We start from the raw sequence: 23868 nt of genomic DNA, 5'->3' as shown, positions 1-23868 counted from the left end.
GGTAAGCTGAACCGCGAGGGACACCGCAGTGTCCGCATCCGCTGACACACCCGGAGATTCAATCGCCGGCGAACGTCTGCGGCTCAAAGTCGTTCACGAAGGGAGCATGGCAATGCGGCTGGCAATGGATCTACCAACGCGTGCACTGCGTTGTGTTTTCTGCCTGTTGATGGTCCTTTCCTGGAGCGGAGCAACGCGCACGGCACAGGCACAAACCGCCGCCGCGGCTTCGCCCGGTGCCGGCGAGCCAACCGCAAGGGACATGGACAGCGCCCGCGCTTCGCTGGAATCCACTTGCAAGCTGCTGGAGGCGGTTCAGAAGGATCTACCGCGGGAGGGCTTCGATCCGAAGGCGGTCGTCGAGTCCAACGGCCGCGATCCGTCGAAGCTGACCGCCTGGGTTCGAGACCACACATCGTGGGTTCCCTATCGCGGCGTGTTGCGCGGGCCGATCGGTGTGCTTCAGGACCGGTGCGGCGGAACGCTGGATCGAACGCTCCTGCTGGCAGAACTGCTCACAAACGCAGGTCGCGAAGTGCGCCTCGGTTCCGTGACACTCGACCCCAACAGCGCCGATGTAGCGGCGATGACGGCGACGCTTCTCGACCCTAAACAAGACCCCGCGACGAAAACCGCCGCCGCCGCCCCGCCGACGGAAGCCGAGCAGATCGCCCTGACCGAAGCCTTCGCCCGTAAGCACGGGTTTGATCCGGAGCAGTTGAAGCGGGGCGCGTCTGACGGGCTGCTGCGGACACGCCAGCTGGCTGCAAAGCTGGCGGCGAGGGTCGCCGACCAGTCCGAGGCGCTGACCGACGCGCTCGGACAACTCCCCGCGGCAGAGCCGGCCGCCGATCCCGCCGCGCAGGCAATTCAGGATCATTGGTTCCTGCAGCATCGCGAGCCCGGCGGAGCGTGGGTGACGGCCGACCTGCTTCTGCCCAACGGCCTCGCCGACGCCCAGATGAAGGCGACCCGCTGGACTGACTACAAGGTGGTCAACGGTCGACTTCCGGTCGACGATGCGAACGTTCACACGGTTCAGGTTCACGTCGTGGTCGAGCGGATGTCGCGGGGCAAGCGATCGGAAGCGGTCGCACTGAAGCAGACCCTTCGCCCTGCCGAGATCCTCGGCAAGCGCGTCACCCTCTTCCACCACCCGACGAAATGGCCGTCGGATCTCATGGCGCCCGAGGGCCAGCAACTGTCGGAACGACTCATCGCCGCCATGCGAACGCAGCCGATGTGGGTGCCGATCCTCAGCATCGACGGCACGCCGTTCTATGAAGCCGGGGTTGCCGCGGACGGTTCGCTCGACCCGAAACCGCCGATGGACCCGATGGGTCAGGTCGGCAAAAGCCTGGCCAAGGGAATCGGCGGCGCGGCCGATCTGCTGGGCAACCTCGGCGATCCCCCCGCCGCCAATGCCGATCCCTCGGTCTGGACGGCCGAATGGATCGAGATCGAGACGCGCCAGCCCGGGCAGCCACCCACGATCGAACGCCGCGACGTGTTCGATCTGCTGGGCCCGGCGGCCCGATCGGCAGGCAAATCGGACCTGCTCGCCGATGGCGCCGACCCCGACCTGACTCGCGGTGCGGCACTGTTCGGCCGCACGGAGCTTCTGATCGCGCCGTGCCGGTTGTCGCCAGATTTCGTGCAGAACCTGGCGATCGATTCGCTGATGAAAGCGCGCACGCCGCTGCTCGATGCAATGTCCGGCGTGGCCCGCGGCGACGCCAAGGCCGCCTCGCCGGTCTTCAATCTCGAGAGCTTCCCCACCGCGCTTTACAACTACGCGATGACGCGTTTCATGGTGGGCAGGGTGCAGCAGGCAGTCTATCTCGATCGCGTGAACGTCGCCGCGTTCCACCAGCGGCTGGTGCCCGGTGCCGCTGCCGATCAGCCATTCTCCGTCCGCGAGATTTTTGACGTCATCTTTAACGATATCGCCGTCCGGCACGCCTGGCGCGCCGATGCCCGCCGTATCCGCCTGGAGCAGGGTGTGATCGACACCAACGCCGAGGTACTGGCGACCACACGGCCGCAAAAGGAGAACCTGCCGGCGGTGTTCGAACGGGCTGCCGACGAAGGCGTTGCGTCGATCGTTCTACGATCGAATGACGACCCGAACTGGGCGAAGATCCAGTTGCCGGCCGAAGCGGCAGCACGCATTCGCGCCGACCTCAAGTCCGGCCAGACCATCGTCGTTCCCGCCAAGGCGGTGAGTCTTGCCGGCACGGCGTCGGTCGCCTGGTGGCGTGTCGACCCGGCGAGCGGGCGATGTCTCGGAATGACTAGCCACGGAGGCGCGACCATGGCCGAGAAGGCCGCGCTCCTGGCGGTCTTCGTGGGCACGTCTTACCTGAACTTCCACGGCTGCGGCGGCACCAACTCGGCTTCCAGCGCGATGAAAAAGGTCGGATGCGGCGTCTGTGCAATTGCCATGGGTGCGCTCACCACGCTGGCTCTTGCGTCCACTGCTGGCATCGGTGTGGCAGGCGCCGGCGCTGCCGGTGGCCTGGGCGGCGCGGCCGGCGGTGTGTTGGGTGGCGGGCTCTGCAATATTCTTTCGGGTAGTGCCTCCTAGTGAAACATCCTTGCAGACGCCTGGCACTGCCATTTCGGAGTTGGTCATGATCGCAATCCCGTTCGGCCGCGCCCTCGTTCGTCGGGCGGGCGTATTCGTCGTCATCGCGACCGTGTCGATGTTCGTCGCCGTGGACACGGTCCGGGCCCAAAGCCCTGCCGCCCACCAGGCCGATGCGATTGCCATACTGCTCACCGCTAACACCGAAGGCCACGTCAAGCCGTGTGAATCATGCCCGATGCACGTCGGCGACGGCGGACTGGATCGGCGGGCCACCATCGTCGCGCAGCTTCGCACCGGCGAGCGCCCGGCACTGCTGCTCGATGCCGGCGCATGGCTTGCCGGCCCCGAGAGCGCCGCTTCCGCCGGCGCTGTCATGGTGGCGGCGTACAACGCCATGGGCTACGACGCCGCCCACATCACCCCCGCCGACCTGGGCTGGGGAAAGTCCGCCGCGCTTACAACGCTCAGGAGCGCCCGGTTTTCGCTCATTTCGGCGACACTGTTGAGTGCCGACGGAAAACCGATGTTCGAACCCTTTGTCGTGAAGAAGGTGGGAGCCGTTCGCTTCGGCGTGATCGGCGTCAGCGAGGCGCCAAAGGGATTGGATTTCTCGCCAGCGCTGCGGGAGCAGTTTGAGGGCGTTCGTTTCGCCCCGCCGGCAGAGGCGATCGCGACCTGGTTGCCCAAAGCGGCCGCCGAAAGCGACCGGATCATCATCCTGTACGACGGCACCGCCTGGGGACTCGCCACCGTTCGCAAAGCCGTCGGCAACCGGGACGTCCTGATCGCCGTCGCAGGCATTCGCCCCGAACGCCTGCCTGAAGACGCCCGAACGACGGTGCTGGCGACCGAGGAACATGGCAAATCGATCGGCGTCGCGAGCCTTGCCGATGGAAAGTGGACGCTGTCGCAGTCTCGCGTGCCGGGGAGCACTGCGTCGGATGCGGCGATGCGCGACCTGCTGGCGACCTACGCACCCAAGGCGCTGACACCGCCAACAACGCAAGTCGCCGTTGCCACTACCCCCACTACACGGCCCGATCCGAACGTGCCGCCGGCTGTCGTGCCTCCACCTGCCATGTCGCCCCCTCCCACCACCGCACCGGTAGTGATGCCGCCGGTGAACCCGCCCGTCGTTCCCGCCACCCAGCCGGCTGTGGCTGTCGTGCCGCCCCCGCCTGCCACGATGCCCGCTCCTCCTGCCGTCACGGTGACGGCGCAGCCGCGCGTAACCGCCAAACAACCACTCCAGCCGCGAGGGCTTGCTGGAGTCGGCCTGACCCAGGAGCAGGTGGACGCGGCCGTCAAACGCGGCGCGGATTTCCTCTGGCCGCACATGCTTAAAGAGTGCGGCAATCCGCCCTTCATCGCCGGTGAAGGCGGCGGCTACGAGGGGTATCACACGCTCGCCTCGCTGGCGCTCGTGCGCGCGGGTCTGCACAAGCGCGATGCCGAGTTCAATCGCATGCTCCGCGTCTACCTTGACCGAGTACAGCCCGAGACGATCGGCACCTATGCCGCCGGCGTGCTCTGCATGCTGATCGAAGCCTACGGCGATCCGCGATACGAACCGAAGCTGCGCGCCTCGGCCCGTTACCTGTTCGAAGGCCTTAGTTCCAAAGGCTGGGATTACCGTCCCAAAGTCGCCGATGCCGCGATGCTCGACCCACGGACCCAAAAGCCGCTGCAGGTCTGGGGCGGCCGACCGCCGATCGGCAGCGGTGCCGAGGCGGCCGAGAAGTGGAACCGCGCCACCACGCAGAAGTCCGATGAGCTCGACCACGACAATTCCCTCGTCCAGTTCGCCGTCCTCGGCCTGCACGCGGCCGCCCGGGCGGGTGTCGAAGTGCCGATCGACGTCTGGCGGCAGGTCGTGGCCATGATGCGCACCCGCCAGACCGACACCGGCGGGTGGGGGTATGTCGGCTCGACCAGTGCCACCTCCGGCAGCATGACCTGCGCCGCCGCCTATGCCCTGACCGTCGCCCGTTATCACCTTCAGGAAAAGTCCCCCGCCGAAGACGAATCGATCGAACGCGGCCTGGCCTGGCTCGCCAAGGGGTTCGCGGTCGATAAGAACCCCGGCGCCGGCGAAGCGAATCTCTACTACTACCTTTATTCCGTCGAACGCCTCGGCCGTACGCTCGATACTGAGTTCATCGGCCCGAACGAGTGGTATCCGATGGGCGCCAAATACCTGCTGGACGTTCAGAAGGAAAACGGCTCCTGGCACGATGAGAAGGCCGAGAACCAGGCCGAACTTTCGACGAGTTTCGCGATCCTGTTTCTGTCCCGCGGCACGCCCAAACTCGCCGTCACGCCAGAGCCCAAGGTTGGTCCGGGCGTGCTCAAAACTGGTCTGCTCCAGCCGCCGGCACCACGGCTGTACATCATCCTCGACTGCTCGGGCTCGATGATGGAGGAGATGGGCGGCAAGACAAAGTTTGATGTCGCCCGGCAGTCGGTCGCGTCATTGCTCGCCGAACTTCCCGATGCGACGCAGGTCGCACTGCGCGTTTATGGCCATCGTAAAACCGCGCTCGACCCCGGCGCCAACGACGACACCGAACTGCTGGTGCCCATCGGCCCGCTCGACCGCCAGGCGATGGCCGACCAGCTCAAGAAGCTTCGCGCCCGCGGCAAAACGCCGATGGCCCGCAGCCTTCAGGCCGCCAAGGGCGACATCGACGGCATGTCCGACAAGCAGGTGGAAGTGCTGTTGCTGACCGACGGCGGCGAAGACTCGCAGCCGCGCCAGGACCCCGTCGCCGCCGCCGAAGCGATCGGCAAGTCGGGCAAGGCGATGGTGCACGTGGTCGGTTTCGACATCGGCCGGGAAGACTGGGGCCGGCAGCTTCGGGGGATGGCCGACAAGGGGCGCGGCAAGTACTGGGGGGCGTTCGACACCGCAACCCTGCTGACCGAACTTCGTGCCGCCGTCCTGCGGTCGCCCGGCGCTTACGAAATCCACGACGCTTCCGACCGCGTCGTCCACCGCGGACAATTCGGCGACAGCCAACCGCTCGAGCCGGGCCGCTACGCCTTCGTGACCGCGTTCGGGGGGAAGCGCTTCAACGAGCCGTTCTGGGTCAACGCCGGCGAGCCGACGGCGGTGCTGTTCGACGCAGGCAAGTTCGGCGTCACCGAGCCCAAGGGTCCACCTCCGCCGGCCGGCCTTCCGGCCACCCGCCCGGCGACACCCGACCCGGTCGTCACCACCCCGCCGTTCAATCCGGCGACGCCGCCGGCCAACCGCCCCAAGTTCTGCGTTCACTGCGGCAACAAGCTGGGACCGACCGGCAACTTCTGTACGAGCTGCGGGAAGAAGATCGGACCGTAAACGGCGGGCAGGGAAGAACTCACCACGGAGGCACGGAGACACGGAGGTTGACTCGACGACCACGATCTCTGAACGAAGACAAAGCGGAACCACAGATGCACACAGATCTGCACAGATGGAATTGCAGCGAATTGGGATTGGCGAGTACCGACATTGTCAACTGAAGACGAGATGCCGCGGCAAACGACAAGATGCTGTTTTCCTTATCTGCGAAGATCTGTGTGCATCTGTGGTTCCCCTTTGTCTTCAGCCAGAGAACACGGACATTGAGTTGACCGCAGATTTCACAGATGACGCAGATTCTGAAAAAAAATCTGCGTCATCTGCGCAATCTGCGGTTTGCTTGGACACCGCCCGCTCAGCTTCGCACAGCCGCCGGCTGGATCGCGTCGCGGGGCGAGTTCGCGAGAACCACGCGCTGCTTCACCGACCGAATCCGTTCGGCCAGCAATTGCTGCTGGGCGAAGATCTCGCGGTTCACCGAGCCGATGGCCCGGTCGTCGGCGCGGTAGATGTCGCCGGTCAGCGTGCGGGCGATCGCCGACTCCACGTGCAGCGTGCGGGCACACTCCTGCCATTCAGGGCGGGCGACGACGGTAATGCCGCCTTCGCCGTAGCTCAGCAGTCCCCATCGCGGCGGCAGATCGGTCTTCTTCACCACACCCGCCGGCGCCAGGACGTAATGGATGTTCGCCATCGGCTGCATGAGACACGCATCGAACTTGCCCAGCCCAACCGCCTGCCGCACCTGCCGGCGCGGTCGCGCCACCCGGCCGGCCTTTCCCCGACGCTTGCCGCTCCCGCTGAATAGATTTCGCTCCCGCTCCATCATGCAGAGCGACATCTGCCCGTCGGGGCTGATATCACGCAGGAAGTCACTTCGGCTGGCTTTGCATTCGATGAAGCAGACCTGCGGCAGCTCGCGCGGGATGAACAGGTAGTTGTGGTAAGGCCGAAACACTCCGGTACCGACGGCATCGATGATGCCCAGGGGTTTGAGCCGTACCTCCGCCGCGATACAGCGGTAGCCGTTGCGGAAAAGCCAGCGGCAGGCTTCCTTCTTGAGCGTCTTGTGGAGATCGGTTTCGCCAGGCATTACGGCAGTCCTTTGCCGGAGAGAATCGACGAACGATTGGGAACGCGGTCGGTTGAAGTCGCGACCGTTCTACCATAGACGGGTACTGTTCGGCCAGAAGCAGGGATCCGCTTGCACGATCCTGCGAGAATCGTCGGTCAGAGCCGGGGATTTACCACGAAGGCACCAACGCACGAAGGGACACAAAGAAGAACGTTCAATTGTCATCCTGAGGTACTCCGAAGGACCTGGTGTCCCAGCCGAGAAACGTTCGATGGATCAACTGCGCGATCGGTGTTGAAGCTCCGTCGCTCTTCGGCGAGGGAAACAGGTCCTTCGGAGTACCTCAGGATGACATACTACGGCTCTTCTCCGTGCTCCTTCGTGCTCCTGGGTGCCCTTCGCGCCTTCGTGGTGCATCTTCGAACCCCAAGTCGCACTCACTTTTGTCCAGGCTTCCCACCCTCGCCACGCGTCACCTGCCCCGTCGCCTCGGCGATGATCTTCTCTTCGACCGTCCCGCCCCAGACCGTCGGCAGGCCGTAGTAGACCATCGCGGCGGCCCCTTCGTAGCCGCCTTCCTTCAGCACGCGGGCCGACGGGATGTACGCCATCACGTCGTTGGCATAGCCGATCGGCCAGACGGCGGCAGTTCCGCCGAGCTCCTTCTTCAACCGAAGTGCATAGTCGACCACCACCTCTCCGCCCAGGAACACCAGCGTCGGCCCGTCGCCCAGCTTCCAGCTCTGAACCGGGTAGGCGTACGTGGTCGACAGCTTGCCGTCGCGGGCCATTCGCTCCAGCAGCAGCGACGCCCTGCGGGCCAGATAGCGGTCTTTCGGGTCGGTCGATGCCTTCTGCTGCTCCAGCAATTCACGCGACGGCATCTCGCCGAACGGCAGATCGATCTCGCGGTAGGTCGCTGCGATGGTTCCGCCGATCGGCTTCATCTCCGCCGCGAAGGCGGCCTTCACGCCGTCGCCGATCTGCCGACCGAACGATTTGGCGAACGCCACCTCCCGCCGCGGGAACGGGTTCTGGTCCGCGCCGCAGCCGGCGGCAAACATCGCCGTCGCGCCGGGCAGATCGGCCTCGATCGCTTCGGCGGCAAAGCCCGGCCAGTCGCTCGACCATTCGTAACCCGACAGCGTCGTCGCATGACAGGCGTAGCCGAAGAGAACGGCGATCGGCTTTCCGGCAGACGCCCCGCCCGCCGCCACCACCGACAGCACCGGCAGGTCATGATCGAACGGCCCCTTCATCGTCTTGCGCCACGCCGCGGTGCCGCCGGCGTCGCCGTGGGCGAGCTTGGTGACCTCGGCTTCCTTGTTCTCCCGGCGATTGGTCGCGAACGCTGCCGTGCCGACGCCATAATTCATCGACACCGGCGCCATCTGCCCCGCCGCCCTGCCGACGGTCTCGACGACCTGCTCTTCCATCCAGGTGGTGTACGCCCGCACCTTGTCCGACTCCTCGGCCGAGAAGACGTACGTCGGCCGCAGGTTGTGCCCGATGACCGGGCCGCTGTGCGTATGGCTGACGCAGATCGCGACGGCATCGCGGTCGAGCGCGTATTTGGCCTTCAATCGATCGCAGATCCGCACGGAGGTGTCGCGGTCGATGCCGCAGACGTCGAGCGAGATCAGCGCGACGCGCTTGCCGCCGGCGTCTTCGAACACCAATGCCTTGGCCCAGAGATCGTTCAGCGTCCCATCCGCCGGCTTGGTCCGCGAGGCGTAGCCCGCCATCCAGACCGGCTGCGGCGGCGTAATCTTCGTCCGCGCCACGCCCGCCCGCCAGGCGGCCGGCGCGTCGGCGGCGAGTATCGTGTTCGTGGAGAGCAGGCAGGCCAGCAGGGGCAAACCGATCGCGCCAAAGTGACACGGGCTCGCGGCCCGTGCACGGTGCGTGGAAGAACAGGAAGCGTTCATCGCCGATCCTCCTCTCGAATTGATGTCTCCCCAGCTACACGAATCATCACCCTGAGCTGAGCGCTTGTGACTCTCTGAGGAGCCGCGCACGAAGTGTACTCACGAAGTAAGCGGGCACGGCGACACGCAGTCAGCAGAAGTGGGTTCCCGACCGTCAACGCTCCCGCTTACTCCGTGAGTACACTCCGTGCGCGGCCACTTAAGAGTCACCCGATCTGACGTACTCCCAGGGTCACTCCTACAACCCCAACAGCCGCCTCGCGTTGTCGCGGTAGATCTTCTGCCGCACGGCGTCGGGGATCTCGATCGACTTGAGCACCTCGAACTGCGGCACCGGCTGGCCGGGCGACAGGTAGTCGGTGCCGAACATCAGGCGGTCCTGCCGGCGGGTCATGAAACCCGCCGCGAACTTCAAATCTCGCTTCAGCGCCCCCGCCCCGCTGCCGGCGGACAGGTCGCCGCACAGATTCGGGTAAGACTCCATCAGCCGGTCGAGCGCGCCGCCTTCACTGACACCTTCCTTCGGATACCCGCCCAGGTCGGCCGCCGTTTTGACATCGCCCGAGATGCTCGCCCAGAACCCGGGGCCATGCCCGATAAACGTCGTCTGCGGATTGCCTTTCAGCACTGCTTCTAGCCCCGGCAGGCCGGGCTTGTCGGTGTTGCGCTGGGAATCGAGGTGGAACAGCACCGGCAGCTTGAACTCGCCGCACAGGTTGTACAGCCGCATGGACAGCGGATCGTCGATCGGCAACCCCGGCTTGTGCTCGCCGAAGCCTTTGCACCCGGCATCGACGTAGGACTTGAACATGTCCGCCGCCCCCTTCTTGCCGCCGTTGATCGTCGTGCGCGGGTCGATACAGCAGAAGGGGATCAAACGGTCGCGGTGCGGCTTGGTCTGCTCCAGCACGAACTGCGCGGAGATCGGATAGCTCGAAGACTCCGGCGACACCAGCGGCAGCACGATCGCCTGGCTGATCTCGTGCTCGTCCATCCACTTGAGCAGGTCCGCCGGCGACAGCATCTTCGTGGTGTTCCACGTCTGGCCAACGTGGGTATGCATGTCGACGAATTGGCCGGGCGGATAGGCCTTGGCAGCGTCCGCCGGAGCGGCGATCGGAAGCAGGGATGTCGAGGCGGAAGCGACGGCGGCGAGGAGCAGTTCGCGGCGGGTCATGCCGCAGATGATACCAAGTAGGGCGGGCACTGCCCGCCGGAGAGAGCGAGCGAAACTTAGGACCGATCCCGTTGATGTCGTCGCGTACGCCTGACCATCACGTCTCTCGCGTCCATCGGTTGGTCACTCGTCGGAACAGATAAAAACTGCAGAAGGCGATCCCGGACAGGGGTGCGGATATCGCGCGGGACAAGTTAGCCATGTCGAACGACATTAAACCGATAAGAAACCATATCACTCCCGCAACGAATGCCGCCTCGACCAATGCACTCGCGACGGAATGCGGACGGGTGGGATATCGCGTCGGCTGTCGAAAGAAAAGCTGCATCGCACGGTTTAACACTGCGCGAATTCTATCTTCAAAGTAGCCGCTCGCAAAGACAGCGAGGATCGCGTCGCCAGGGATCGACCAACCTGTTCGGCGGGCAGTGCCCGCCCTACGCGTAAGCCGCTCTACAGAGCCCGCATCACATCCCACCCATCAGCGCCGCAATCAAACCCTTCTGGAAATGCAGCCGGTTCTCCGCCTGCGGGAAGACGAGCGACTGCTTGCCTTCCATGACGCCTTCGGAGATTTCGTACCCGCGATACGCCGGCAGGCAGTGCAGGACCACCGCGTGCTTGGGGGCGGCCGCCAGTAGCTTTTCATCGACGGCAAACCCGGCGAAGTCCTTCACCTTGCGCGCCTTGTCGGCTTCCTGGCCCATGCTCACCCAGGTGTCGGTGTAGATCGCATCGGCCTGAGCGACGGCCTCCATCGGGTCGGACGTCATCACGAAATCCATGTCCGGCGCGATCGACATCACCCGATCGGCATCCTCCTGCGGCAACCGATATGCATCGGGCGAGGCCAGCACGAAGTGCATGCCGAACTTGCCACACGCCACCGACAGACTGCGGGCGACGTTGTTGCCGTCGCCGACGTAGGTGAGCGTTCGGCCGGTCAGGTCGTGGCCGAAGTGTTCCTGCAGGGTCATCAGGTCGGCCATCGCCTGGCAGGGGTGGGTGTAGTCGGTCAGGCCGTTGATGACCGGTACGCCGGCGTACTTGGCCAGGTTCTCGACTTTGTCGTGCTCGAAGGTCCGCGCCATGATGCCATCGCACATACCGCCGAGGACTCGGGCGACGTCCTGCACCGGCTCGCGCGTGCCGATGCCCACCTCGTCCGGCCGCAACACCAGGCCGTTGCCGCCGAGATGTTCCATCGCGACGGAAAAGCTCACCCGGGTGCGCAGGCTGGGCTTCTCGAAGATCATCGCCAGCGTTTTGCCCACCAGCAGCGGATCGTTCTTGCCGGTGGTCTTGTGCTGCTTCTTGAGCTGATGCGCAACCGCCAGGAAATGCTTGAGCCGATCGATCGGCGTCTCGGCGATGGTGATGAAGTGTTCCATTGAAGTAAGCAGTAAGCAGCAGGCAGTAAAGAAAGGCAAGCAAGTGAAGCAGGACGCCGAGTTCTTCTCTGCGTGGTGCTTACTGCCTACTGCCTACTTTTCTAAAGAACGATCTCCGTCCCGATTCCCGCTTCGGTATAGATCTCGAGCATGAGCGCGTGGGGAATGCGGCCGTCGATGATGTGGGTCTTGTTCGACCCGCCTTTGAGTGCGGCGATACACGCCTCGACCTTCGGCAGCATGCCGGCGCTGATCGTGCCGTCTTTGACCATGTCGTCGATCTGGGCCACCGTCAGCGTGCTGACGCGCGTCGCCGGGTCCTTGGCGTCGCGGCGGATGCCGTGGGTGTCAGACACCACGATCAGCTTCTCGGCCTTCATCGCCGCGGCAACGGCACCGGCGGCGGTGTCGGCGTTGACGTTCAGCTTGCCGCCGGCGTCGTCGCGGGCAATCGTGGCGATGACCGGAATGCTGTCGGCCTGCACCAGCAGTTGCAGCAGCCGCGAGTTGACGCGCGTCACCTCGCCGACCTGCCCCAGGTCGATCCGCCGGCCCCCTTCGCCCTGCAGGAACGTCTTCTGGGCGAACAGCACCGTGCTGGCCAGGCTGTGCAGGCCCATCGCCTCGCACCCCTGCGCCTGGATGAAATCGACGATGAACCGGTTGATCTGGTTGCACAGCACGTGCTCGGCGATCGCCAGCGTGCGATCGTCGGTGTAGCGGCGACCCTGCACCCATTGCGGCGTCAGGCCGGACTTCTCCATCGCGTCGTTAATCGCCTTGCCGCCGCCATGCACGATGACCGGCTGCATTCCGACGTAGTTCATGAAGACGATGTCGGTCAGGATGTTCGAAAGGGCTTTCTCGTCGTCCATGATCGACCCGCCGACCTTGACGACGATCACCTTGTCGTGGAACCGCTGGATGTAGGAGAGGGCTTCGACCAGGCCGCGGGCCTTGTCGGATGCTTCGGACAGCGCCTGCTGGTCGGCCGCGAGATTGACGGCTGCTTGATTGTCGGACTGGCCTTCTGCCACCGCGATGCTCCTTCGAACTTCACACCGGCGGGACGCGCCCGGCGCGTCGCCAATACCGGGGGAAAAGGGGAAGAGTGTAGAACGGTCTGAGCATGGTTGTCAAAGCGGTGGGAAGACTATGCGCGAACTAAATGTGCGCGCGGCGACGCCGGCAACACCTATCGACCCGCAGGGTCAACGCAAGGCGCTGGATCAGCAGGCGGTAGAGCCGCGCCAGGATGGCATGGGCAAGTACCCTTGCCCGTGTCGGCCGATCGAGCGAAGACGCGGGCAGACGGTTCTGAAATGGGGTCCGGCAGCACCGTTCAACGGGCGGAATTCAGTTGCATTCTATCGCCGCGAACCTAACATATATAGAACAAATATCCGGCGTCGCCCTGGGACGGGCGGCGTCCTTCCTCCATGCGCCGGTCGGCGGGTGTGATCTGTCGGCATTGGCGTCTACTCCGTGGAGGTCGCCGTCCCTAGGACGATCGGTGGCGGTCGGGCCGGGGTGGTGATGTTGGCGCTCTTAAGAGAAGCGGAGACTTTGAGACGAAAGACACGAAGTGCGCAGGCTGATCGATCACTTGGGTTCGTTCGGCAATGTCGTCCTGGGTTCGTTCGGCGACGTATTCCCTGGGTTCGTTCGGCAACGTTGGGCGAACGCTCCGCTCCGCGTCGCGGCTAACCATCTTCGTGGGATGGAACGAACCCTGCACACATTGCGCGACAACGCGTTACGTACGTCCGGCGACGGGTTACGCGCTACCGGCGACGGGTTAGCCGCGACGCGAAGCGGAGCGTCCCCGGACGTGTGGGTCGCCCTGATCGAGCGTCGTCCGACCACGCCGGGTACGTTCGGCGCGGGACGGAATGACGGACGCTGGGAACATCGCCGGTGGTCCACGGGGTGCGGTGGGGCGAACCCCACCCTACGATCGCGTCAGGTTCGTTCGGCCGGGTTGCGCTGGGTTCGTTCGGCCACGCGATGACGCATGGGAACGCGACTAGGCCGCAACCCCTCCCTAGCCCTCGCCTGGATTACCGGAGGAGGGGACAGGAGGGGATCTCGGGTTCGTTCGGCGATCTGCGCTTGACGATTCGGTGTTCGATGATGGGTGTTGGGTGTTCAATGTTCGATGCTGACGTTCATCCTCGGGTTCGTTCGGCGGAGACGCCCGGCATACCGCCGTTCTCAGCCGATTGGAATCACCTGTCGCCCGTGCTACGGTACGGATCGCTTCTTCGACTCTCTGTTTACGCCTCGACTCGGACCCATGCCTTCCCCAACGCCGACCACCGATCCCTCGACCCGCCCTTCGCTCGACGTGTCGATCGTGGTGCCGGCGTTGAACGAGGCGACCAACCTGCCGGAACTGGCCCGCCGGGTTCATTCGGCGATGTTGGCGATGTCTGCGCTGCCGACGATGACATCCATCGATCTAGGGGCACACGGCCGTGTGCCCGCGGCTGGCGAGGACGGTCACCCGGGGACCGATGGGGGCGGGGACGCCCGCGCTCCCGGCGTGTCCTACGAGCTGCTCATCGTCGACGACAACAGTCAGGACGGCACACCTGCCGTCTGCGCCGAACTGGCGAAGACTTACCCCCTGCGCCTGCACGTCCGCCCCCGGCCGGAAGACGGCCTGAGCGGCGCGGTGCTGGAAGGCTTCGCTTTGGCCCGCGGGCGGACGCTGGTCGTGATGGATGCCGACCTGCAGCACCCGCCGGAGAAACTGCCGGAGCTGATCGCGGCGGTGGAAGCCGGCGGCGCGGAGTTCGCCCTGGGTTCCCGTTACGTCCCCGGCGGCAGCACGGCCGAGAAGTGGTCGATCGCCCGGCGCATCAATTCCTGGATCGCTACCGTCCTGGCCCGCCCGTTCGCCGGGCCGACGCGCGACCCGATGAGCGGCTTTTTCGCGCTGCCGCGGAGCGTCTTCGAACGCGGCAAATACCTGACGCCGCTGGGCTACAAGATCGGCCTGGAGCTGATGTGCAAGTGCCGGGTGGCGGCGGTGAAGGAAGTGCCGATCCACTTCGACACGCGATCGGCCGGCGAATCGAAGCTGACGCTCAAGCAGCAGTTCCGATACCTGGAGCACCTGAGCCGGCTGTACGACTTCTGCTACCCCCGGCTGTCGCCGATCGTGAAGTTCGTCCTCGCGACCGGCCTGGGCTGGCTCGTCGGCTTCGCGGCATATGTGCTGCTGTTGAACCTGAACGCCCCGCCGCAGGTCGCGATCCCCGCCGCCTACCTCGCGACGATCGCGACGACGCTCGCGTTCCACTTCCGCTATGTGCGGACGCAGCGGAAGTTCCTGGTGACAAGGTCCCCCTGGCGGGATTTCGCGATCGTGGCGCTCGGCGAACTGATCGCCTGCACGCTCGCCAACAGCTACCTGCTGAGCCGGCACTGGAACATTCACACGGTCGAGTTGTTCGTGCTGACATTCGCCGTGGCGACCGTGGCGCGGTACGCCCTGCGGAAGGAGTTGATGCAGGACATTCGGGGGTTGAGGAAGGAAAAGGGACGGGACTCGTGACTTTTAGCGGTCGCACCGCAGGTGCACTGACACGTTCACGAAAGTTCTGCTCGATGAAGATCTTTAGCGTACCGCCTTGTCGTAGCGTGTGCATCACCGGATTTCATGTACGGAGCAAAACAGGAGGGCGTCATGCCATTCGATTTCAGTGGAGAAGGGCAGCATCCGGCCGAATCCATGAACGGCCCTGTCATCTCCGCGCAAACGCGCATTCGTCTTGCAGACTTTTCTGATCCCAGCGGGCCGCACCGATTTGGTGGCCCACTCCGCCTGGATTTTGTCCACTCCAAGGGCAAATTGCCGCCACTGCAACGTGTGTTGACTCTGTCACAACGGGATCCGAACCTTGGCTCGGCGATCCCCGGCGTTACGGAGCTTCCTCTGGTCTATGGGTTCACCCTGAACGGATGCAGGCTGCGGTACAAGTTAGTGGCGGATGGCCAAGTCGAACTTCTGGAGCTGAACCCATCGGTGCCAACCAGCGGATGGCCCTACAAGAACTACCCTGCCGCGTTCCCAGAGAAGCGTTTTGCGCTGCTAGATGACGGCCAGATCGAACCTGACGAGGTCGATCAGTTGACCTGGCAGAATCTCGAGGGAATCGATCCTGAGAAGGGTGTAGTCGTCATCGTTCCGCCGAGCTCGCAGTATGGCGTCTCACTCTGGGCGACGGAGACGACGAGTTAGTGCAGGTAATTTTCGAGATCGACCCGCTTCAGCGCACCGTCACCGCATACAACCAATGCGGTTGATCGAGCGTTGCAGCCTCATCGCGACCGAGATGGAAAAGGCAAATAAGAGACGCGTAGCGTGAAACTTTACCCCACCGGCACTCGTTACTTGTTCCGCCGCGGTATGCCCTACCAACCCTTCGCATCCGTCCTGATCTTCGCGATGTACATGTCGGCGCAGATGTAGAGCGTCGACCCGTCATCGCCGAACGCGACGTTGGCTGTTGCTTCGCCGGTGGCGAGGGTGCCGAGGTGGGTGCCGTCGGCGGCGATGATCAGGACGCCGCCGGGGCCGGTGGCCCAGAGGTTGCCTGCTTTGTCGACCTTCAGGCCGTCGGGCAGGCCCTTCTTCTTGCCGACCATCGCGGTGGCGTCGAAGAGCACCTTGCCTTCGCCGAGCGTCCCGTCGTCCTTCATCGGGAACGCCTTGATGATCGCCAGCTTCGGGTCGGACTGGGCGATGTAAAGCGTCTTTTCGTCCGGCGAGAGCGCGACGCCGTTGGGCCGAGTCATCTCCTGCGTCAGCAGCGTGACCTTGCCGTCCGGCGACACGCGGTAGACGCCCTGGTACGGGATTTCTTTCGTGGCGTCATCCACGTTTTTCGGCAGGCCGTAGGGGGGATCGGTGAAGAACAGGTTGCCCTTGCTGTCGAAGCAGAGATCGTTCGGGCTGTTGTATCGCTTGCCGTCGTACTTGGCGGTGACGGTGACGAAAGCCTTACCCTCGGCGTCCCATTTGGCCACCCGGCGGTCGCCGTGCTGGCAGAGGTACAGGCTGCCGTTGTGCAGGGTCAGGCCGTTGGAGCCGGGCTCGCCACCACGGGGATCGGCCCCGGTGAAGCCGCTGGGGCGGAGGTGTTCGGTGAGCGCCTTGCCGTCCCACTTGTAGACGACATTCTGCGGGACGTCGGAGAAGTAGAGGCAGTTGTTCTTGGTGTCCCAAACCGGGCCTTCGGCCCAGTCGAGGCCTTCGACGATCTTTTCCATCTTGGCGCTCTGCGAGAGCACCTTGTCGAGCCGCGGGTCGAGGCGTTCGATCGTCCCCAGCGTGCCGCTGGAGAGCTTACCGGGCATCGATTTGTTCGTGTTATTGGCGGCCAGGCCGCCGTGCGTCCAGGTGGGCTTGGTAGCCGGGGCACAGCAGTCGGCGCAGGTGCCTTCGCCGGCGTTGGCCTGCTTGGCCTTGGTAGCGGCCGAGTCGGTGTTACACCCGGCAAAGCCGAGCGACAACGGGGCGAGAAGCGCGAGGCGAAGCAGACGGGCGGTTTTGGCGGTTGGCATAAATGAAAGGGTACGGAATGAGTGGAGGCGGCGTCAATTGTTTCCTGCGTGATGGTTGCGTCCGACTTTTAGCGCCATCCCCGAAGGGGTGGGCTTTCGCGCGGTCAGCGCGGTAGTCGACCGTTGCTCACGTGCAGCGACACTGGTGTCGGCGAACCCGGGAATCGAATCGACTGGAGTTCCTCAGTCCACGGCGCGACTCCTCACCCCTTCGGGGATGACGCTAAAACAAAGACTGACGCGATCGCTCTTGAACGAAATGAGCAGACGAACGACTTCGCTTTCGCTACAACTTCACCCATGCCGATTCTCGACGTCATCGACTACCACAAGGCCTACGGCGACTTTGTCGCGGTGGACTCGCTTTCGTTCGGCGTGGAAGGCGGGCAGATCGTCGGGCTGCTCGGGCCAAACGGCGCGGGCAAGACGACCACCATGCGGGCGATCGCCGGCATTATCCCGCCGACGCGCGGGCAACTGAAGGTCGACGGCTTCGAGATCACCGCCGACCCCGTGGGCGCCAAGAAACGCCTGGCGTACGTCCCCGACGACCCCCGGCTGTTCGAGACCCTCACCGTCTGGGAACACCTGCAGTTCATCGCGACCGCGTATGAAGTCCCTGACCTGGACGTTTACGGCCAGGTGCTGCTGGAGAAGTTCGAACTGACGGAAAAACGCGACACCCTAGCCCAGGAGTTGTCCCGAGGCATGCGCCAGAAGGTCGCGATCTGCTGTGCCTACCTGCATCGCCCGCGGCTGCTGCTGCTCGATGAGCCGCTGACCGGCCTCGACCCGCGCGGCATCCGCACGATGAAGCAGTCCCTCGTCGAGCAGGCGGCGCTGGGGAACGCGGTGGTGATCAGCTCTCACCTGCTGTCGCTGGTGGAGGGGCTCTGCACGCATCTGCTGATCGTCAATCGCGGGAAGAAGCTGTTTCTCGGCAGCCCGGAAGAAGCCCGGACGGCGTTTTCGAATGTGGGCGATGACTCTCTGGAGGAAGTCTTTTTTCGCGCGACAGAAGCCGGTGAGGTGTCACGGTGAAGAGTGCACCTTCGGTGCGACCGCTAATCAGGAAAGCGCCACCGCCGGGTCGCGAAGGCTGTCTTCGCGGCCGCTGACGTTGACGCGGTCCCAGACCAGTTGCCGCAGGGCCGCCGTCTCGTCGAGGTCGCCGACGACAAGCACCTGTGCCACCCGGCCGTCCTTGGCGATGCCGATCTCGGCGAAGCCGGTGTCTGCGGCGGTGCTGCCGCGGATGAGTCGGCGATCGACGAGGCGCGACTCGCCCCAGCCCCGCGCTTTGACGCCGAAGATCTCGGTCTCGAAGCCGGGCAGCGCGGTGAACGTCTCGTTCGCGCCGGCCATGTTGCGGCCGGCAAGGGTGGCGGTGGCCTGTGCGCCGTCCCAGTGTTCCAGCCAGCGGTGCTTGCCGAACCGCGGGTCGAGAATCGCGCAGCAATCGCCGGCGGCGAAGATGTTGGGCACGCTCGTTCGGCCGGTGGAATCGACGAGGATCGACTTGCCCGCGCCGATGGTCGTGCCGCGGAGAAGGTCCTTCGTCGCGACGGCACCCACGCACGCGACGGCGAAATCGCAGTCGAGGGTGGTCTTGGCGGCGTCGTCGAGAACGACGCGTTGCACCCGACTGTCGCCTTCCAGCCGTAGCGGATGCCGGCCGGCGTGAAGAGTGACGCCGTGCTTCGCGAGCAGCTTCGCCACGAACCGCCCGGTGGCTTCGCCGGCCTGCTTGGCCCAGGGGTGTTCGCTGCCGGAAATCAGATCGACCGCCATGCCCATGCGGCGGAGCGATGCCGAGACTTCGACGCCGAGTAGACCAGCGCCGATGACAGCGACGCGGCCGCGGGCGCGGGGCAGTTCGGACAGTTCCCCGTGCGGGCGACCTTCATGGATCGCCGTTTCGACGGCGTTGCGCAGCAGGTCGGCGTCGTCGATGGTGCGGAGGGAAAACAGGTTCGGAAGCTGCGCGCCGGGGATGGCCAGCCCCGCCGCCGTCGCCCCGGTGGCGATCAGCAGGAAGTCGTAGCTGACTTCTTCGCCGCTATCGAGCGTGGCCGCCGAGCGTGGCGGATCGATGCGCGAAACGTTGCGGCCGGTCTTGAGGGCAACATGGTGGCGATTGAACCAGTCGGGATCGTCGAGATAGAGCTGTTCGCGGGTGGACTCGCGACGGAGGTACCGGCGGCTCAGTTCCGGCCGCAGGTACGGCCGATGGACCTCCCGCCCGACGACGAGCATGGATCCTTCGACGTCGAGCGAGCGAATCGCCTTGGCGGCCGCAATGCTCGCGGCCCCGCCTCCGACCAGCAGATACTTCACGTGCAGGACGGTCATAGACATACATCCGTGTTGGGCGCGGTGGCGCTATCTTAATCGGTTAACGGCCCCGACCCCAACTCCCACTTGGAATAGTAGGTCTGTCAAACCCGAGCAGATCGCGGTTGACATTTTGCAAAGGTTGTTCAACAATGAATCCGGATTAACGGATGGTCAAAAGAACGCCCAAGCCCGATGCCCTGCTCGCCTGGATGGACGGCTTGGCCGATGAGACCCGTCTGCGGCTGGTCCGCCTGCTCGAACGGCACGAGTTATCGGTCGCCGAGCTGTGCGAGATCATCCAGTTGCCCCAGTCCACCGTCAGCAGACATCTGAAAGTGCTTTCGGAGCAGGAGTGGGTGCGAAGTCGCAGCCAGGGAACGACGAACTTATATCGTACCGTCCTCGACGAGCTCGATCCGACGCCGCGAAAGCTCTGGCTGATCGCCCGCGAGCAGACCGAAGGCTGGGCGACGACGGCCCAGGACGAACTGAGGCTGAACCAGACGCTGCGAAAGCGGCAATCCGACCCGCAGGCGTTTTTCGCCGGTGCGGCCGGGCAGTGGGACAAGCTGCGTGGCGAGCTGTACGGCCGAAACTTCTCGGCGGCCGCACTGCTCGCCCTTCTGCCGAAGGATCTGACCGTCGCCGACCTCGGTTGCGGCACCGGCCCGCTGATCGCCGACCTGGCGCCACACGTGGCGAAGATCATCGGCATCGACAACTCGTCGGACATGCTGAAAGCCGCGAAAAAGCGGCTGGCCGACGCGCCGAATGTCGATCTACGTCGGGGCGACCTGGCGAACCTGCCGATCGACGACGCCTGCTGCGACGCGGCACTGCTGGTGCTGGCACTGACGTACGTCCCCGAGCCAAAGTCGGCGATCGCCGAGGCGGCACGGGTGCTGAAACCCGGCGGCAAGCTGGTCGTAGTCGACCTGCTGCCGCACGACCGGGATGACTTTCGCCGGCAGATGGGACAGTTGTCCCTCGGGCTGTCGCCGGAGTTCGTCGCCGGTGCGATGAACGACGCGAAGCTGCACGAAACAAACATCAGGCCCCTGCCGCCCGAAGCGTCGGCGAAGGGCCCGGCACTTTTCCTGGCGACCGGCCTGAAACCGAACTAACGCTGGTAACCGAGACCGAATCACGCAAAACCTTTTAGGAGCCCCATGACCCTTCTCGCAGACGCCCCCAAATCCACCGTCCATTCCCAGCCCAAGAGTCTCGAGTACAAGGTCGCCGACCTGAACCTCGCCGAATGGGGCCGCAAGGAACTCATGCTCGCCGAGCAGGAAATGCCCGGCCTGATGGCCTGCCGCGAAGAATACGGCGCGTCCAAGCCCCTCAAGGGCCTGAAGATCGTCGGATCGCTGCACATGACGATTCAGACCGGCGTGCTGATCGAGACCCTCGAGATCCTGGGCGCCGATGTCCGCTGGTGCTCGTGCAACATCTTCAGCACGCAGGACCACGCCGCGGCGGCGATCGCCGTCGGCCGGCCCGAAAAGGGCGGCACGGTTTCGAACCCCCGCGGCATCCCGGTCTTCGCCTGGAAGGGCGAGACCCTCGAAGAGTACTGGTGGTGTACCGAGCGCGCCCTCGACTTCGGCAACGGCCAGGGTCCGGACCAGATCGTCGACGACGGCGGCGACGTCACCCTGCTCATCCACAAGGGCACTGAGTTCGAAGCGGCCGGCAAGGTTCCGGGAGCCGACACCACCGACAACAAGGAATACAAGGTCATCCTGAACCTGCTGGCCAAGACGCTGAAGGAAACCCCCAAGCGCTGGACCGAAGTCGGCAAGAAGGTTCGCGGCGTTTCGGAAGAAACCACCACCGGCGTTCACCGCCTGTACGAAATGCAGAAGGCCGGCACCCTGCTGTTCCCGGCTATCAACGTCAACGACAGCTGCACGAAGTCGAAGTTCGACAACCTCTACGGCTGCCGCCACTCGCTCATCGACGGCCTGAATCGCGCCACCGACGTCATGATCAGCGGCAAGGTCGCGGTCGTCTGCGGCTACGGCGACGTCGGCAAGGGCTGCTGCCAGAGCCTCAAGGGCCAGGGCGCCCGCGTTATCGTCACCGAGATCGACCCCATCTGCGCCCTGCAGGCCGCGATGGAGGGCTACCAGGTCCTTCCGCTGGAAGACACCCTGAGCTACGCCGACATCTACATCACCACCACGGGCAACTATAAGATCATCACCGCCGACCACATGAAGGCGATGAAGGACAAGGCGATCGTGGCGAACATCGGTCACTTCGACAACGAAGTCGACATGGCCGGCGTCGAGAAGCTGGAAGAGAAGGGGAAGGTCAAGCGGACGAACATCAAGCCGCAGTACGACATGTACACCTTCACCGAGACCGGCAAGAGCGTGCTGATCCTCGCCGAAGGCCGCCTGATGAACCTCGGCTGCGCCACCGGCCACCCGAGCTTCGTGATGAGCGCGAGCTTCACCAACCAGACGATCGCCCAGATCGAACTGGCCCTGAACAACGAGAAGTACGAGAAGAAGGTGTACGTGCTTCCGAAGAAGCTGGACGAAAAGGTCGCCCGGCTGCACCTGGACAAGCTCGGCGTGAAGCTGACGAAGCTGACCGAAGAGCAGGCCAAGTACATCGGCGTCCCGCTCGACGGCCCGTACAAGCCGGATCACTATCGGTATTGATTTCTGAAAACCGAACTATGGCTGTTTCGGGTCCGGATACCGCTGGGTGTCCGGACCCGTTTTCGTTGCGGTCGCGTGAGCGGCTTTTCAACCGATTGACGGATTCACAGGATGACGCGATATCCTGCCGATAGGCGGCGCTAATCCAAGTTGTCTTGAAGATTGCGAAGTCGGGACGAGCTTGTGTACGCGAATTCCGTCTCGAGGAGTTCATGTTGCCCGCCGCACCTGACAGTCCTCGACGTCTATTCGCCTTTGATCGACGCATGCAGCGCTCATTGAAGCCCACGACGTTATCATGACATGGCGTTCCGATTTCCCGCGACATCGAACCGGTTCAGAGTACTGCCATTCACACGTCCGAACCGCTACCGGAGCATTCTCATGTCTCGCTCGCTCGCCTCATGGATTCGTGTCCCGGCATTGGCGCTGATCGTCTTTGCTGTGCTCGGCCAGGCCAGCGCACAGCAGCCCGCCACCCAGCCCGCCCCCACCTTCACCGGTGCGTGGCGGACGACGTTTGGCGACATGACGCTGACGCAGACCGGCGCCGATGTCACCGGGTCTTACGTCTCGGCCGGATTGACGGGTGTCGTCACCGGCAAAGTGGAGGGCCGAACGCTTACGTTCACCTATAAGGAAGCCGTCGCCGAAGGCGAAGGGGTGTTCGATCTGTCGCCGGATGGCGCGACCTTCACCGGCAAGTGGCGTGTGAAGGGCACGCAGCCGTGGGGACAGTGGGAAGGGCAGCGCGTTGACCCCGCCGTCGCGGCCGCGGGCGCCACCTTTGCCGGCGTCTGGAACACCTCCTTTGGGTCCATGCGGCTTCACCAGGACGGGCGAAAGGTCCACGGCACCTACGCCTTTGCCGGGCGGTCGACCATCACCGGCGACATCGACGAGAAAGGCGTCCTGACCTTCAAGTACGACCAGCCCGACGGCGAAAAAGGAGACGGGCAGTTCACACTCTCGGCGGCGGGCGGGTCGTTCTCCGGAACCTGGACGACTGTCAAAGACGGCAAGAAAGGTGGCGGCCCCTGGACGGGAACCCGCATCGTCCCCAAGCCCGGCGTGATCTGGCTGATCGTCCTCGAAGCCCCGTGGGAGGCGCAGCTTCGCGACAACGAATTCTCCTATGGCCTGATGCTCCGCACCTACTTCGCCCGCATACCCCGGGTACAGGTGCGGCACCGCAGCATCTCCGACGAGGCCGACGTCCGCCGCTGGTGCGGCGAGATCACTTACCTTGCCGAGCCGGTCGTCCTCTACTTCTCGTCGCACGGAACCGCCGAGGGCCTGACCGTTGGCGGCAGCAAGCCGATCGGTGCAGATGTGCTGACGGAATGCATTCGCGACGCCGGAAACATCAAGCTCCTCCACTTCGGCACCTGCCTGGTCGCCGGCGGCGACATTCCGAAGAAGATCCACGAAGGTCTGGGAAAGGGAGCAACCTTTCCCATCTCCGGCTTCTCGCAGGCGGCCGACTGGGCCGGCAGCGCGCTGGTGGACTTTGCCTACCTCGAGTTGATCTTCACCCAGGAGATGTCACCTGCCGACGCGGCGAAGCAGGTTCGGAAGATGATGACCTTCGCCGGGGAGAAGCCGGTGGGCGGAACCATCATTCCGCCGACGGGACTGGTCGTGATTGACCCGCCGGCAAAGTAGTTTCGCTCCGATCGACGATACCGAGGGCCCGATAACCAACGCCGCGAGCCAAGGGAGGGGTCCCTGCAACCGAAGACGAGGTGAGGCCGCCTGCCGGCGGCTCAGGAGCCTCC

15 protein-coding genes are annotated in these 23868 nt (G+C 64.5%); 8 read left to right on the top strand and 7 right to left on the bottom strand.

Annotated elements, in window-relative coordinates; genetic code table 11:
- The first annotated feature begins 28 nt into the window (after positions 1-28).
- Positions 29-2587, top strand: coding sequence for a hypothetical protein (locus IPV69_RS16395; protein WP_206290768.1), 2559 nt, complete (start codon positions 29-31; stop codon positions 2585-2587).
- A 46-nt stretch (positions 2588-2633) separates the two neighbouring features.
- Entirely contained in the window at positions 2634-5930 is a 3297-nt protein-coding gene (locus tag IPV69_RS16390) for a VWA domain-containing protein (RefSeq protein ID WP_206290767.1), read from the top strand.
- 358 nt (positions 5931-6288) lie between these two features.
- Here the strand turns inward: IPV69_RS16390 and IPV69_RS16385 are convergent, their stop codons facing one another.
- The 5 genes from IPV69_RS16385 to argB all read right to left on the bottom strand — a co-directional run bounded on the left by IPV69_RS16385 (position 6289) and on the right by argB (position 12541).
- A complete protein-coding gene (locus IPV69_RS16385; protein ID WP_206290766.1) occupies positions 6289-7026 on the bottom strand; it encodes a hypothetical protein in 738 nt (245 codons plus the stop codon).
- Positions 7027-7445: 419 nt separating this feature from the next.
- On the bottom strand, positions 7446-8936 hold the full coding sequence (locus IPV69_RS16380) for a neutral/alkaline non-lysosomal ceramidase N-terminal domain-containing protein (protein WP_206290765.1): 1491 nt from the start codon (positions 8934-8936) through the stop codon (positions 7446-7448).
- Positions 8937-9174: 238 nt separating this feature from the next.
- Positions 9175-10113, bottom strand: a complete 939-nt coding sequence (locus IPV69_RS16375; RefSeq protein ID WP_206290764.1) for an amidohydrolase family protein — start codon at positions 10111-10113, stop codon at positions 9175-9177.
- A 467-nt stretch (positions 10114-10580) separates the two neighbouring features.
- Positions 10581-11504, bottom strand: coding sequence for an ornithine carbamoyltransferase (argF, locus tag IPV69_RS16370; RefSeq protein WP_206290763.1), 924 nt, complete (start codon positions 11502-11504; stop codon positions 10581-10583).
- Between the two features lie 101 nt (positions 11505-11605).
- Positions 11606-12541 carry an acetylglutamate kinase gene (argB, locus tag IPV69_RS16365; protein WP_206290762.1) on the bottom strand — a complete coding sequence of 312 codons (936 nt, stop codon included), beginning with the start codon at positions 12539-12541 and terminating at the stop codon, positions 11606-11608.
- 1259 nt (positions 12542-13800) lie between these two features.
- Between argB and IPV69_RS16360 the strand changes: the two genes are divergently transcribed.
- Both IPV69_RS16360 and IPV69_RS16355 read left to right on the top strand, forming a co-directional pair.
- Positions 13801-15066, top strand: a complete 1266-nt coding sequence (locus tag IPV69_RS16360) for a glycosyltransferase (protein ID WP_206290761.1) — start codon at positions 13801-13803, stop codon at positions 15064-15066.
- Between the two features lie 132 nt (positions 15067-15198).
- The gene (locus IPV69_RS16355) at positions 15199-15753 is read left to right on the top strand and encodes a hypothetical protein (protein ID WP_206290760.1); all 555 of its coding nucleotides are present in this window, start codon (positions 15199-15201) and stop codon (positions 15751-15753) included.
- Positions 15754-15926: 173 nt separating this feature from the next.
- Here IPV69_RS16355 and IPV69_RS16350 read toward each other — a convergent pair whose 3' ends face one another.
- Complete coding sequence (locus tag IPV69_RS16350; protein WP_206290759.1) at positions 15927-17078, bottom strand: SMP-30/gluconolactonase/LRE family protein; 1152 nt, start codon at positions 17076-17078, stop codon at positions 15927-15929.
- A gap of 300 nt (positions 17079-17378) precedes the next feature.
- Between IPV69_RS16350 and IPV69_RS16345 the strand changes: the two genes are divergently transcribed.
- Complete coding sequence (locus IPV69_RS16345) at positions 17379-18119, top strand: ABC transporter ATP-binding protein (protein ID WP_206290758.1); 741 nt, start codon at positions 17379-17381, stop codon at positions 18117-18119.
- A gap of 27 nt (positions 18120-18146) precedes the next feature.
- Here IPV69_RS16345 and IPV69_RS16340 read toward each other — a convergent pair whose 3' ends face one another.
- Positions 18147-19430: an NAD(P)/FAD-dependent oxidoreductase gene (locus IPV69_RS16340; RefSeq protein WP_206290757.1), complete on the bottom strand. Its 1284-nt coding sequence runs from the start codon at positions 19428-19430 to the stop codon at positions 18147-18149.
- Between the two features lie 152 nt (positions 19431-19582).
- Between IPV69_RS16340 and IPV69_RS16335 the strand changes: the two genes are divergently transcribed.
- The 3 genes from IPV69_RS16335 to IPV69_RS16325 all read left to right on the top strand — a co-directional run bounded on the left by IPV69_RS16335 (position 19583) and on the right by IPV69_RS16325 (position 23755).
- Positions 19583-20539, top strand: a complete 957-nt coding sequence (locus IPV69_RS16335; RefSeq protein ID WP_206290756.1) for a metalloregulator ArsR/SmtB family transcription factor — start codon at positions 19583-19585, stop codon at positions 20537-20539.
- A 45-nt stretch (positions 20540-20584) separates the two neighbouring features.
- The gene (gene ahcY, locus IPV69_RS16330) at positions 20585-22090 is read left to right on the top strand and encodes an adenosylhomocysteinase (protein ID WP_206290755.1); all 1506 of its coding nucleotides are present in this window, start codon (positions 20585-20587) and stop codon (positions 22088-22090) included.
- A 384-nt stretch (positions 22091-22474) separates the two neighbouring features.
- Positions 22475-23755 carry an MORN repeat-containing protein gene (locus tag IPV69_RS16325; protein ID WP_206290754.1) on the top strand — a complete coding sequence of 427 codons (1281 nt, stop codon included), beginning with the start codon at positions 22475-22477 and terminating at the stop codon, positions 23753-23755.
- Positions 23756-23868: the final 113 nt, after the last annotated feature.

The organism is Humisphaera borealis, assembly GCF_015169395.1.
GTDB lineage: Bacteria > Planctomycetota > Phycisphaerae > Tepidisphaerales > Tepidisphaeraceae > Humisphaera > Humisphaera borealis.
This window is presented reverse-complemented; position numbering and strand designations above follow the sequence as displayed.

Bases quoted from the DNA above. Each gene is read 5' to 3' on its own strand.
- IPV69_RS16390 (WP_206290767.1), top strand. From the start codon at position 2,634: ATGATCGCAATCCCGTTCGGCCGCGCCCTCGTTCGTCGGGCGGGCGTA.
- IPV69_RS16385 (WP_206290766.1), bottom strand. From the start codon at position 7,026: ATGCCTGGCGAAACCGATCTCCACAAGACGCTCAAGAAGGAAGCCTGC.
- IPV69_RS16380 (WP_206290765.1), bottom strand. From the start codon at position 8,936: ATGAACGCTTCCTGTTCTTCCACGCACCGTGCACGGGCCGCGAGCCCG.
- IPV69_RS16375 (WP_206290764.1), bottom strand. From the start codon at position 10,113: ATGACCCGCCGCGAACTGCTCCTCGCCGCCGTCGCTTCCGCCTCGACA.
- argF (WP_206290763.1), bottom strand. From the start codon at position 11,504: ATGGAACACTTCATCACCATCGCCGAGACGCCGATCGATCGGCTCAAG.
- IPV69_RS16360 (WP_206290761.1), top strand. From the start codon at position 13,801: ATGCCTTCCCCAACGCCGACCACCGATCCCTCGACCCGCCCTTCGCTC.
- IPV69_RS16355 (WP_206290760.1), top strand. From the start codon at position 15,199: ATGCCATTCGATTTCAGTGGAGAAGGGCAGCATCCGGCCGAATCCATG.
- IPV69_RS16350 (WP_206290759.1), bottom strand. From the start codon at position 17,078: ATGCCAACCGCCAAAACCGCCCGTCTGCTTCGCCTCGCGCTTCTCGCC.
- IPV69_RS16345 (WP_206290758.1), top strand. From the start codon at position 17,379: ATGCCGATTCTCGACGTCATCGACTACCACAAGGCCTACGGCGACTTT.
- IPV69_RS16340 (WP_206290757.1), bottom strand. From the start codon at position 19,430: ATGACCGTCCTGCACGTGAAGTATCTGCTGGTCGGAGGCGGGGCCGCG.
- IPV69_RS16335 (WP_206290756.1), top strand. From the start codon at position 19,583: ATGGTCAAAAGAACGCCCAAGCCCGATGCCCTGCTCGCCTGGATGGAC.
- ahcY (WP_206290755.1), top strand. From the start codon at position 20,585: ATGACCCTTCTCGCAGACGCCCCCAAATCCACCGTCCATTCCCAGCCC.
- IPV69_RS16325 (WP_206290754.1), top strand. From the start codon at position 22,475: ATGTCTCGCTCGCTCGCCTCATGGATTCGTGTCCCGGCATTGGCGCTG.